The sequence below is a fragment of the Ruminococcus sp. genome (assembly GCF_017650195.1).
Classification (GTDB): domain Bacteria; phylum Bacillota; class Clostridia; order Oscillospirales; family Ruminococcaceae; genus Ruminococcus.
Genome location: NZ_JAGCFH010000300.1, coordinates 1 through 10,969, shown reverse-complemented (window position 1 = coordinate 10,969; position 10,969 = coordinate 1). Strand labels below are relative to the sequence as shown.

The following is a 10,969-nucleotide window of genomic DNA, read 5'->3' as shown; positions in this document are numbered from 1 at the left end:
ATTCCTTCAAAAGTTTATATTAGTCGGTGCTTATGGCAATGAGGTCACACCCGTTCCCATTCCGAACACGGAAGTTAAGCTCATTCGCGTTGACGATACTTGGCTGGTGACGGCCCGGGAAACTAAATCAGTGCCGACATTTTTAAAGGACTGCTTTCGCAGTCCTTTTTATTTTATATTGGTGCGGAATAATATATTATTGGGCGGAGTTGTATCCCTTTCAATGATGCTTCAATAGTATCCGGCAACATGGAAAATTCCGCCACAAGGGATGCAGGCTTGTTAACCCAGTCATCCTGTTTCATTGGCACAAAGTAGTAATTTTTCCTGTTAAATAGCTCACCGATATTCTTTGCCGAGCCCATAAGAGAATCGTTTGAGGCTATAGCAAGTACTACAGGTTTTCCACGACGAAGGTGGGATTTTACTGCCATAGTCACTGGGGTATCGGTTATAGAGGAAGCAAGCTTTGCGGCAGTATTTGAAGTACAGGGGACGACTACCATTATGTCTGTCAGCTCCTTGGGACCTATTGCTTCGGCGTCTGATATGGAAGTAATGACTTCGCTGCCAGTTATATTGCGTAGCTTGTTGATATTATCTTCAGCTTTTCCAAAACGTGTATCAGTCGCGGATGCGTTTTCAGACATTATAGGCAGGAGCTTCGCGCCCATTTCCATAAGCAGCTCTGCCTGCTCAAAGCAATGACTGAATGTGCAAAAGGAGCCAGTCATTGCAAAGCCTATCCGCAGGCCTTTAAGCACCTCACTCACTTACTTCACCTCTTTCCCTAAGCTTTGAGATGATAGTTTCTGCTATTATTTCTCCTGCGGTAATAGGTGCAGTCTTCCCAGGAAGTCCTAGAGCCCATATCACCTTTAGTCCAAGACTAAGAGCGGCGTCGAAGTCTATGCCTCCTGGCTTTGAGGCAAGGTCGATGAAGAGAGTATTATTCGCAAATTCAGCCAGTTTGCTACTATCAAGTACGAGTTGAGGAGCTGTATTGAACACTAGCCCGTAATCATTGCCGAGGCGTTTTATAGGAACAGCTTTTATGCCGTACATTCTTGCTTTTGCTGCTCCACGAGAACTGTGTACGGCAGCTGTTATGTCTGCACCGAAGCCCTGCAATATCCTAACAAGAGCTGTGCCTATCCTTCCTATGCCAATAATAAGGACTTTCAGTCCGTTTAGTGTTACAGGAAGCTCTTCAAGGGCAAGCTGTACCGCTCCCTCTGCCGTGGGTACAGCATTTTTTATATTAAGCTCCTCACTGAGCATATAGTCATATATCTCGTACCCTTGAAAGACCTCTTTAAATTCCGTATTCACTTTTCCGGCGAAAACGATACTATTTTCTGAAAGGAGAGTTCTAACTATATCGGCAGTGAGGGGGTACTGACTGCATGGGGTATAGATATTACTGTCATTTCCTGCTGTCAGGACCGGTAGCAGTGCGCAGTCATAGTATTTATGGAAACTGACGTCGGCTACGGTAAGTCCGGCATGGTTGGCGAAGCTTTCAATGTCAAAGCCTATAAGCCCTATCTCAAAATCGCGGGACAGCCTTTCTGCGCAGTATATCTGCCTCATATCGCCACCTGCGATAAGTATCCTGTGTTTATTCATGTTATACTCCTGTCCGCCTTTTATGGCATAGAATGATTATCTCTTATCACATTTATTATATGAAAAGGCGGGCGGAATTGATAATCTGTTCAGGCATAAAAAAGCGCTACCGAAAAACGGAAGCGCTTTAAAAGTTGATATTTATTATTCAACGGGAACGATCCAATTGAACTTATCCTCGATCTTGCCCCACTGGATACCTGTCATTGTATCATAGAGCATCTGTGAGATCTTGCCGATCTTGTTGCCGTTGATCTCCATTACCTTGTCGTTCCACTTAAGGTGACCAACAGGTGAAATAACAGCAGCAGTACCTGTACCGAATACCTCGTCAAGCTTGCCAGCGTCGTAAGCGTCAGCGATCTCCTGGATATTTATACGTCTTTCCTCAACGGGTATACCCTTGCTCTTGCATACCTCGATAGCAGATTTTCTTGTGATGCCGGGGAGGATAGAGCCCTGAAGCATAGGAGTTACTACCTTACCGTCAATAACAAAGAAGATGTTCATAGCGCCAACTTCTTCTATGTATTTCTGCTCAACTCCGTCGAGCCAGAGAACCTGTGAGTAGTTCTGCTTGTGAGCCTCGTCCTGTCCGATAAGAGAAGCAGCGTAGTTGCCGCCTGTCTTTGCAAAACCCATACCGCCTCTTACAGCGCGGACATACTTGCTCTCAACGTAGATGTTTACAGGGTTGAGACCGCTCTCGTAGTAAGCACCTGAGGGTGAGAGAATGATGATGAAGAGGTACTGTTCGCCGGGCTTAACGCCGAGGAAAGGATCAACAGCGATAATGAACGGACGGATATAGAGTGACTCGCCTTCCTTTGAAGGAACCCAGTCCTTTTCTACCTTGAGGAGCTCAAGGAGGCACTTCATTGCAAGCTCCTCTGGGAGCTCGGGAATAACCAGTCTTTCATTGGACTTATTGAGTCTCTTGAAGTTTTCCTGAGGACGGAAGAGTTGTACCTTGCCGTCAGCAGTTCTGTAAGCTTTTAAGCCTTCGAATACTTCCTGACCGTAGTGGAGACACATAGCTGCAGGAGAGAGCTCAATAGGAGCATAGGGCTTAATCTCGGGATCGTGCCAGCCCTTGCCCTCATCGTAGGGCATTACAAGCATATAGTCTGTAAAGATGTGGCCGAAGCCGAGCTTGTCGCCGGGCTGCGGCTTAGCCTTAAGGCTTGCTGCTTTTGTGAATTTGATTTCCATATTATTCAACCTTCTTTTTAATAATATTGACCTGTTAATCCGTGACCGAGAAATAATTCTTCTCGTAAATACGCTTGCATACGAATACAGTGACGGCAGCAGCTGTCAGAGCCAGTACCGATGTGGAGATCGAAGCTGCAAGTATGATCTTACCTTTTTTACTCATAGAAATTACTCCTTATCTCAGATTAGAGAAATCCTTCAATAAATAATTATATCATATTAACGTATTTTTTTCCATAGGCGGAATGTAAAAATAATGCACAAAATGGACTGGTGAAATATATGCAGATTATCAGTCGTCAAATGTCCTAACCCGGAGGTGAGCACCCAGCTTTTCGGCAAGCTGGCGTGAAGCCTCTATCTGCTCTTTTGAGATAACATCAACGACTGACATTATCACCTCGGCTCTGCCTACCTTTACGCAGTCCTTGGTGAACTTCTGGAGAGCCTCAAAAGCGTTTTCAAATTTCGGTCGTGTTACAGCCATATAGTCCTCCTTGGTAGGAGCGTTTAAGCTTATGGAAATAACGTCTAGCTCATAGCAGAGTTCCTTTGCTATGCTCCTGCCGTGGATAAGGTCGCCGAGACCATTAGTATTGATACGTAGACGGGGACAGTTTTCCCTGCTGCGGAGATAAGCTGCAGTTTCGAGAACTGCGTCAAGGCGCTCGGTTGGCTCGCCATAGCCGCAGAAAACTATCTCGCAGTACTTTTTGAGCTTGCGCTTGTTAAGGTCAGCGATTATCTCATCCATTGATGGCTCGTGCTCCAGCCACAGAGGGTCAGAGCCGTAGGCGCCGTCGGCGTGATTGCGTATGCAGAATGTGCAAGCGCAGGGACATTTATTTGTAAGGTTGAGGTAGAGGTTATCGCCTACCTCATACGAAATAGTCATTGCTTTTATCATATTTATCCTCCTTCATAATTTTACGCATACGGCATTAAACTATGATTTATTCAATATAAATTCGTGGTACGCGTTTGGATATACCGCATACCACCTCGTATCCGATAGTACCGTATAATTGCGCAAGATCATCGGCTGTGATGCGGTCATTTCCGTCGGTGCCGATAAGTATTACTATATCTCCAGACTTTGCTTCAGGAACATGTGATACATCTATCATCAGCTGATCCATGCATACTCTGCCAACAATTTTACACCTCTTGCCGTGGACGAGAATCTCACCTTTTGAGCTGAGAAGGCGTGAATATCCGTCGGCATAGCCTATAGTTACTGTAGCTATACGCATTTCGCGGTTGGCAACGAAAGTTCTTCCGTAGCTTATGCAGTCTCCCGGATTGACAGTCTTTACGTGAGATATAACAGCTTTTAGCTCCATAAGAGGTTCAAGTCCCTCAGGGATATCAAGGCTGATATCGGGGTGTAGACCATAGAGTATGATACCTGCACGGGAAAGAGTGCTTCTCGGATTGTTCCTGTAGCAGGTGGCTGCACTGTTCATGAAATGCAGGTGCTTAAGCTTTATGCCTCTGCTCACAAGCACATCGTAGGTATCTGTTATGAACTTTTCCTGCCTGTCGGTATAAGCGACATTATCCGGGGCATCGCTGTCAGCAACAGCAAAGTGTGTATATATGCCCTCAACTGAGAGCTTTTCTATCTTCATCATAGCTTCTATCTCAGCAGCACACTCTTCGGGAGTATCATGCTTGAGGCCTATTCTGCCCATGCCCGTATCTATTTTTATATGACAGCGTATGGGCTCAGCGCTGTTCTTTACGAGTTCCAGCGCATACTCTGTAGAAACTACGCCCTGAATTATATTGTACATTGCTATTTCATGGGCGTACTCTGGTGGAGTATATCCGAGAATGAGTATCTCAGCCTGAGGCGCGAACTTCCTTACAGCAATAGCTTCATCAAGATTTGATACTGCGAAATACTTTATTCCGCACTGCTCGGCAAGACAGCGGACGATATGCTCGTCGCCGTGACCGTATGCGTCAGCCTTTACCACAGCCATTATTTCAGTACCAGGGGAGTTCAGACCTCTTATGATATCTACATTCCTTCTGAGCCTTGGGAGAGACACCTCAGCCCATGCTCGTTTCAGATAAGGCTTCATTTTTTTCATCTGTCCTTTCGTGGATTTATCAAAATTAAAATTTAATTACAAGTAAAAAAACGTCTTGAAATAAGGTATGATGTATGTTATAATTTTAATGTATGATATTTTCATGGAAGATCGGCGTACCATGCTTTTCTCACTTGATTCAGGCGTTCCGGTGCTTCCTGAGGACGTTTATGCGCTCATAGACGAATGCGGACCGATATCGAAGAGATACGCCGCAAGCTCGTATTAATGGCCAACGTCTTTGAATAGCCTTATTAATTATATCACACTCTTTTGTATAAATCAACAATCGTTGAAACAGATTTCGTTCAGAAAATTTTCGCGGAATAATACCCTGTTTTTTAACAGGGGAAATGTGCCAGAAAATAGGGACAGAGCCTATGTTGACAGAAAGAATTTGGCTATATATCGTTGTTCTTATAGTGGTAGACTGAGTTCGCTAGATGAACACCTGTTCTTTTTCAACACACTGTTGAATTGTGAGTTTAAACATTGACAGTCAATTCATTTGTGTTGAAAATGTGGAAAACTCTGTGGACAACCGAAGCTCCGCCTTTAAGTTTTAAACTATGTTAATTGAAAAGATTTTTTATTCATTTTGAAGCGGATAATATTCAGCGTCACGTTATACGATCAGTTTATAATACTGTGATCATTATAAAAATCAAAAGAAAGACAAAAAATGACGACCAAAAAATATGAAAGGAGCCACAAAAATGGCTAAAAAAACAGGACACGTAGCAGTACCTTTTCTTCTCACTATTTTTATAGGACTGATAATTCTCGGCGGTAGTGCGCTGTTTGCATGGAACTACTGGGGACTCGGAAAAAGCAACGAACTTAAGGAACCAGTGCCTAGAACTGCGGGAGTGGTTTCAGAAGAGGACAATCATACCATGCTCCTTGTGCTGGAGCAGCAGGAGTATTGCCCTCCCACATTTGTGCTTATGCGTTCAATGCCTATAAAGAAGCAGTTGGTATTCATCGGCGTGCCTTCAAACTCTATAGCTCTTGCGGACGGAGGGCAGGTAAGCCTTATAGACAGCTATAACACAGGCGGTGCTGAGGCTGCCTCAAAATTCGTTGAATCAGTATTCGACATAAAGATAAGCAAGTATGCACAGTTTAGTGGAGATGCCTTCAAGAGCGCCTGCGATATTTTCGGCGGCGTATCTTATCCTGTCAACGCTGATATCGCCGGCTTGAAGAACGACGGCAGCAATCAGTACCTTAACGGTGATCAGGCTCTTACTTTCGTTACCTATACCATGTTTTCCGGCGGCGAGAGCGAGCGTGCTTTTATTGCTTCTTCACTGCTTTCGTCTATGGTTAATCAGGCGGACGGACAGCGTATTGCCGACACCATTGATATAAGCTTTAATAACATAATAAACAAGATACAGACAAATATTACCTCTGCCGACTTCAAGAACCGCAAGAGCGCTATCAAATTTATGTTTGAGCACGGAAATTCCATTGCTGTTTCCGTATCAATGGACGGAATAGCGTCCGGAAACGACTTCATAATAAGCGACAGCTTCGTTAATAACATGAAGGAAAAGTATTTCGGCGGTGAGAACTGATGAATATTTTTGATACCCATGCACATTATGCCGACAGAGCTTTTGACGATGACAGGGGGCAGGTGTTGGACGAACTACCCGGAAAGGGCGTTAAGTTTGTTATGCTGGCGGCTTCGGGGCTTGAAGATTCAGTTGAGAATATGCGGCTTGCACAGAAGTACGATTATATCTATGCAGCGGTAGGCGTTCATCCTGAAAACATTGATGAAACACCTGGGGACTATCTTGACAGGCTACGCAGGATGACAGCCTCCGAACCTAAGATAAAAGCAATAGGCGAGATAGGTCTCGATTATCACTATGAGGGCTACGACCGCGATGCGCAAATACGCTTTTTCTGTGAGCAGCTTAAGCTGGCGGCAGAACTTGATATGCCGGTGATAGTTCACAGCAGGGACGCATCCGAGGATACTGTAGATATACTTAGAGAGTACCGTCCACGCGGAGTGGTACACTGCTTCAGCGGCTCTGCCGAAACGGCGAAAGAGATACTGAAGCTTGGAATGTATATAGGCTTTACAGGTGTGCTTACATTCAAAAATGCAAAGAAAGCACTTAAAGCTCTTGAAGCCGTGCCGTTGGACAGATTACTCATGGAGACCGATTGTCCGTATATGGCTCCAGAGCCTTTCAGAGGAAAGCGCAGCGACAGCTCTATGATAGCTTATACGGCTGCAAAGGCTGCTGAGATCAAGGGTATAACGACGCAGGAACTCATAGATATTACCAGCAAAAACGGTATTACAATGTACGAAATAGACTAATTGAAAGGAGAAAAGGCTTGAATGTATTATTGCTGCGGAGTAACGGAAAAGGGAATAATGTCCCATAATGAAGATGCACTGCTAATAAACGGCAGCGTGATAGATTCAGGCTCTTCCGAACAGACTGCGGAGGTTCCGTTTTTAGCGGCTGTTTCGGACGGAGTGTCTGGAGAGCGCTCAGGCGAACTGGCTTCAAGAATGTGTCTTGAGCTACTGAGGGATAAAGGCTTTTCCAATATTGCCAACCTCGAAGCAGATCTTATGGATGTACATCGAGGACTTGCTAAGTACAGCGAATCAGACCCCGAGACCCATAATATGCAGGCTACTGTATGCGGAGTCGCTGTTGACGCAGATAACAGGATATACATTTTCAATGTTGGAGATTCCAGGCTTTACCGTTTCCGAGGAGGACGCATCAAACAGATATCGCGTGATCAGTCTCTTGTGCAGCTACTCATAGACGAGGGAGCTATAACTACAGAGGAGCGCAGGACTCATGTACATCGTAACATAATATTCCCGGTGCTTGGCAATGTGAAGTCCGCTCCGCAGATAGACATAACGGAACTGACAGGGGGAATGGAATATGGTGACCTTCTGTTGCTCTGTACGGATGGTCTTTCGGATTATGTTTCCATACTTGATATCGAGGAGATACTTGAAATGCCGAAGAGCATGAAGACCCGTCTTCACCTCCTTGTTAACAAGGCTCTCGAAAGCGGCAGCAAGGATAATATAACAGTCATAGCTATAGTTTTTACTGAATAGTACTGCACGCATATCATGGCGTGCAGTTTTTTTAGATACGGGCGGAGCTTTAAAAACAGCGGAATATGTAACTATTAGCACAGAGAAATCTTCTTTTTTTGCACCTTTTGCCAAAAAATTAACGAACTATAAAAAAATCGCTTTTTGATATTGACTTATCTCGATTAAAGGAGTATAATTTATATTGTATTGCAAATACTACTTATTTTATATATCAATCTGGAGGTTTTTTAACATGAGCAGAGTTTATAACTTCAGCGCAGGTCCTGCAGTGCTTCCCGAGGAAGTACTCAAGGAATGTGCAGAGGAAATGATGGATTACAAGGGATGCGGTATGTCCGTAATGGAGATGTCTCACCGTTCAAAGGTATATGATGAGATCATCAAGGAAGCTGAGAAGGATCTCCGCGACCTCATGAATATCCCCGATAACTATAAAGTAATTTTCGTACAGGGCGGCGCTTCACTTATATTCGCAGGCGTTCCAATGAACCTTATGAAGAAGGGTAAGGCTGCTTACATCATCACCGGTCAGTGGGCTAAGAAGGCTGCTCAGGAAGCTGAGAAGTACGGTGAAGTAGTAAAGGTAGCTTCATCTGCTGACAAGACATTCTCATATATCCCAGACTGCTCAAATCTCGATATTCCCGACGATGTGGATTATGTATATATATGCGAGAACAACACTATCTACGGTACAAAGTTCTGGGAGCTCCCAAACACAAAAGGTCATGAGCTTGTTGCCGATGTAAGCTCGTGCTTCCTCTCAGAGCCTGTTGACGTTAAGAAGTACGGCGTTATCTACGGCGGCGTTCAGAAGAACGTTGGTCCTTCAGGCGTACAGATCATTATCGTTCGTGAGGACCTCATCGCTGACGGTCCCGCACTTAAGTGTACTCCTACAATGATGGACTGGAAGATACAGGCAGATAACGAGTCACTTTACAATACTCCTCCCTGCTATGGCATCTACGTATGCGGCAAGGTATTCAAGTGGATTAAGAAAATGGGCGGTCTCGAGGCTATGAAGGCTCATAATGAGAAGAAGGCTAAGATCCTTTACGATTTCCTCGACAGCAGCAAGATGTTCAAGGGCACTGTTGCAAAGAAGGACCGTTCACTTATGAACGTTCCCTTTATCACAGGCAATGAGGAGCTTGACAAGAAGTTCGTTGCAGAGTCAAAGGCAGCAGGTTTCGAAAACCTTAAAGGTCACAGAACAGTAGGCGGTATGAGAGCTTCTATCTACAATGCTATGCCTATTGAGGGAGTTGAAAAGCTCGTAGCATTCATGAAGAAGTTCGAGGAAGAGAACTCCTAATCGTACAGATAAAAATACACAGAAAGAGGTTTACTGAAATGTACAAGATACAGACTTTAAATAAGATCTCAGATATCGGCACAGATATTTTTGACAAGAGCAAGTATTCAGTATCCGAGGACTGCGCTAATCCAGACGCAATAATGGTGCGTTCCGCAAAGATGCACGATATGCAGTTTGGCGACAATCTTCTTGCTATCGCCCGTGCCGGTGCAGGCGTGAACAATATACCTGTTGAGCGCTGCGCACAGGAGGGTATATGCGTATTCAACACTCCCGGTGCAAACTCAAACGCTGTTAAGGAACTTGCTATATGCGCACTTCTTCTTTCTTCAAGAAAGATTGTTGAGGCAGCTTCATGGGCAGCTTCACTCAAGGGCACACCTGATGCTCCTAAGACAGTTGAGGGCGGCAAGTCTAAGTTCGCGGGTCCTGAGATTGCAGGCAAGACTCTTGGAATAATCGGTCTCGGCGCTATCGGCGGAAAGATTGCAAACGCAGCAGAGGCCCTCGGCATGAAGGTAATAGGCTTCGATCCTTTCCTTTCAGTAGGCGCTGCACTTCATCTTGAGCCTTCCGTAAAGATTGTTTCAGATATTAACGAAATATACGAGAACAGTGATTACATTACTATCCATATGCCCTATACTCCTCAGACAAAGAACACTATCGATGCTGAACAGATAGCTATGATGAAGGATGGCGTTCGTCTCATCAACCTTGCAAGAGGTGAGCTTATCAACAGTGAGGCAGTAGTAAAGGCTATCGCTGACGGCAAGGTTGCTAAGTATGTTACAGATTTTGCTGACGATACAGTACTTGGTGTTGACGACGTTATCGTTCTCCCTCACCTCGGTGCTTCAACTCCCGAGAGCGAGGACAACTGTGCAGTTATGGCAGCTGAGGAGCTTATTGAGTACCTTGAGAATGGCAATATCAAGAACAGTGTAAATCTTCCCAACGCTTCAATGAACGCTGTTGGCACAAAGATATGCATAATCCACAAGAACGTTCCTACAACTATTGCTTCTATCACATCAGCAGTAGGCAACGAAGGAATCAACATCGAGAACATGGTAAACGCTTCCAAGAAGGACTTTGCTTACACGATGCTCGATGTAACAGGTGATGTACCTCCTACGGTTGAAGGCAAGATTAATGCAGTTGATGGTGTTATCAGAGTAAGAGTCATTAAGTAAGAATAATAAGAGCCCGGGTCACACACGACCGGGCTTTTTATTATATAGCTTGTTTACATATTCCTGCTATCGGTGTAGCGCTTCCATGAGTTTACAAGCATTGCCGAGAGCAGTATATAAGACTTTGTAGCCGAAACGAATCTTAGAATCTCGGGGTCATCCGACATATATATTTTGAGTAGGAACCGAGAGGCAACAAGCACAAAGCCGAAAGCTATTAGCAGACGGCTCTGGCTTATGGTGAAATCCGTTGACAGCATCCATATCATCAGTCCAAAGAAGAATAATACCAGCAGAGCGGAGAATATATCCATTCCGATTATACCGTAAAGGAACCTGTCCTTTTCACGGAATACCTGTAAGTAGTTTCTCCAGTCCATAAGTATCT

13 protein-coding genes and 1 rRNA gene are annotated in these 10,969 nt (G+C 44.6%); 7 read left to right on the top strand and 7 right to left on the bottom strand.

Annotated features, from left to right (window positions below; translation table 11 throughout):
• Positions 1–22: 22 nt before the first annotated feature.
• Positions 23–139, top strand: a 5S ribosomal RNA gene (gene rrf / locus J6U00_RS13600).
• 34 nt (positions 140–173) lie between these two features.
• Here the strand turns inward: rrf and J6U00_RS13595 are convergent.
• The 6 genes from J6U00_RS13595 to alr all read right to left on the bottom strand — a co-directional run bounded on the left by J6U00_RS13595 (position 174) and on the right by alr (position 4,943).
• Complete coding sequence (locus J6U00_RS13595) at positions 174–773, bottom strand: dipicolinate synthase subunit B (protein WP_296582703.1); 600 nt, start codon at positions 771–773, stop codon at positions 174–176.
• Entirely contained in the window at positions 766–1,629 is an 864-nt protein-coding gene (locus J6U00_RS13590; RefSeq protein WP_296582701.1) for a dipicolinate synthase subunit DpsA, read from the bottom strand. The genes J6U00_RS13595 and J6U00_RS13590 overlap by 8 nt, the downstream gene beginning before the upstream one ends.
• A 144-nt stretch (positions 1,630–1,773) precedes the next feature.
• Complete coding sequence (locus J6U00_RS13585) at positions 1,774–2,841, bottom strand: branched-chain amino acid aminotransferase (protein ID WP_296582700.1); 1,068 nt, start codon at positions 2,839–2,841, stop codon at positions 1,774–1,776.
• Positions 2,842–2,875: 34 nt separating this feature from the next.
• On the bottom strand, positions 2,876–3,007 hold the full coding sequence (locus tag J6U00_RS13580; protein WP_294752449.1) for a hypothetical protein: 132 nt from the start codon (positions 3,005–3,007) through the stop codon (positions 2,876–2,878).
• Positions 3,008–3,136: 129 nt separating this feature from the next.
• Entirely contained in the window at positions 3,137–3,751 is a 615-nt protein-coding gene (locus J6U00_RS13575) for a TIGR04100 family radical SAM protein (protein WP_296582698.1), read from the bottom strand.
• 46 nt (positions 3,752–3,797) lie between these two features.
• Positions 3,798–4,943, bottom strand: coding sequence for an alanine racemase (alr, locus tag J6U00_RS13570; RefSeq protein WP_296582696.1), 1,146 nt, complete (start codon positions 4,941–4,943; stop codon positions 3,798–3,800).
• 103 nt (positions 4,944–5,046) lie between these two features.
• Here alr and J6U00_RS13565 point away from each other — a divergent pair, with 103 nt between their 5' ends.
• The 6 genes from J6U00_RS13565 to J6U00_RS13540 all read left to right on the top strand — a co-directional run bounded on the left by J6U00_RS13565 (position 5,047) and on the right by J6U00_RS13540 (position 10,581).
• Positions 5,047–5,172, top strand: a complete 126-nt coding sequence (locus tag J6U00_RS13565) for a hypothetical protein (RefSeq protein WP_296582694.1) — start codon at positions 5,047–5,049, stop codon at positions 5,170–5,172.
• A gap of 487 nt (positions 5,173–5,659) precedes the next feature.
• Positions 5,660–6,526, top strand: coding sequence for an LCP family protein (locus tag J6U00_RS13560; protein ID WP_296582692.1), 867 nt, complete (start codon positions 5,660–5,662; stop codon positions 6,524–6,526).
• Positions 6,526–7,290: a TatD family hydrolase gene (locus tag J6U00_RS13555; protein ID WP_296582690.1), complete on the top strand. Its 765-nt coding sequence runs from the start codon at positions 6,526–6,528 to the stop codon at positions 7,288–7,290. Before J6U00_RS13560 ends, J6U00_RS13555 begins: the two co-directional genes overlap by 1 nt.
• Before the next feature lie 21 nt (positions 7,291–7,311).
• The gene (locus J6U00_RS13550; protein WP_296582689.1) at positions 7,312–8,061 is read left to right on the top strand and encodes a protein phosphatase 2C domain-containing protein; all 750 of its coding nucleotides are present in this window, start codon (positions 7,312–7,314) and stop codon (positions 8,059–8,061) included.
• A gap of 235 nt (positions 8,062–8,296) precedes the next feature.
• On the top strand, positions 8,297–9,382 hold the full coding sequence (serC, locus tag J6U00_RS13545) for a 3-phosphoserine/phosphohydroxythreonine transaminase (RefSeq protein ID WP_296582687.1): 1,086 nt from the start codon (positions 8,297–8,299) through the stop codon (positions 9,380–9,382).
• Between the two features lie 38 nt (positions 9,383–9,420).
• Positions 9,421–10,581 (top strand): phosphoglycerate dehydrogenase, encoded by a 1,161-nt coding sequence (locus J6U00_RS13540; protein ID WP_296582685.1) that lies wholly within the window; start codon positions 9,421–9,423, stop codon positions 10,579–10,581.
• A gap of 53 nt (positions 10,582–10,634) precedes the next feature.
• Here J6U00_RS13540 and J6U00_RS13535 read toward each other — a convergent pair.
• A partial coding sequence (locus tag J6U00_RS13535; RefSeq protein WP_296582683.1) for a hypothetical protein occupies positions 10,635–10,969 on the bottom strand: 335 nt, incomplete at its 5' end.

Coding starts and splice junctions, on each gene's coding strand:
- J6U00_RS13590 (WP_296582701.1), bottom strand. CDS start 1,629: ATGAATAAACACAGGATACTTATCGCAGGTGGCGATATGAGGCAGATA.
- J6U00_RS13585 (WP_296582700.1), bottom strand. CDS start 2,841: ATGGAAATCAAATTCACAAAAGCAGCAAGCCTTAAGGCTAAGCCGCAG.
- alr (WP_296582696.1), bottom strand. CDS start 4,943: ATGAAAAAAATGAAGCCTTATCTGAAACGAGCATGGGCTGAGGTGTCT.
- J6U00_RS13575 (WP_296582698.1), bottom strand. CDS start 3,751: ATGATAAAAGCAATGACTATTTCGTATGAGGTAGGCGATAACCTCTAC.
- J6U00_RS13565 (WP_296582694.1), top strand. CDS start 5,047: ATGGAAGATCGGCGTACCATGCTTTTCTCACTTGATTCAGGCGTTCCG.
- J6U00_RS13580 (WP_294752449.1), bottom strand. CDS start 3,007: ATGAGTAAAAAAGGTAAGATCATACTTGCAGCTTCGATCTCCACATCG.
- J6U00_RS13550 (WP_296582689.1), top strand. CDS start 7,312: ATGTATTATTGCTGCGGAGTAACGGAAAAGGGAATAATGTCCCATAAT.
- J6U00_RS13540 (WP_296582685.1), top strand. CDS start 9,421: ATGTACAAGATACAGACTTTAAATAAGATCTCAGATATCGGCACAGAT.
- J6U00_RS13555 (WP_296582690.1), top strand. CDS start 6,526: ATGAATATTTTTGATACCCATGCACATTATGCCGACAGAGCTTTTGAC.
- J6U00_RS13560 (WP_296582692.1), top strand. CDS start 5,660: ATGGCTAAAAAAACAGGACACGTAGCAGTACCTTTTCTTCTCACTATT.
- serC (WP_296582687.1), top strand. CDS start 8,297: ATGAGCAGAGTTTATAACTTCAGCGCAGGTCCTGCAGTGCTTCCCGAG.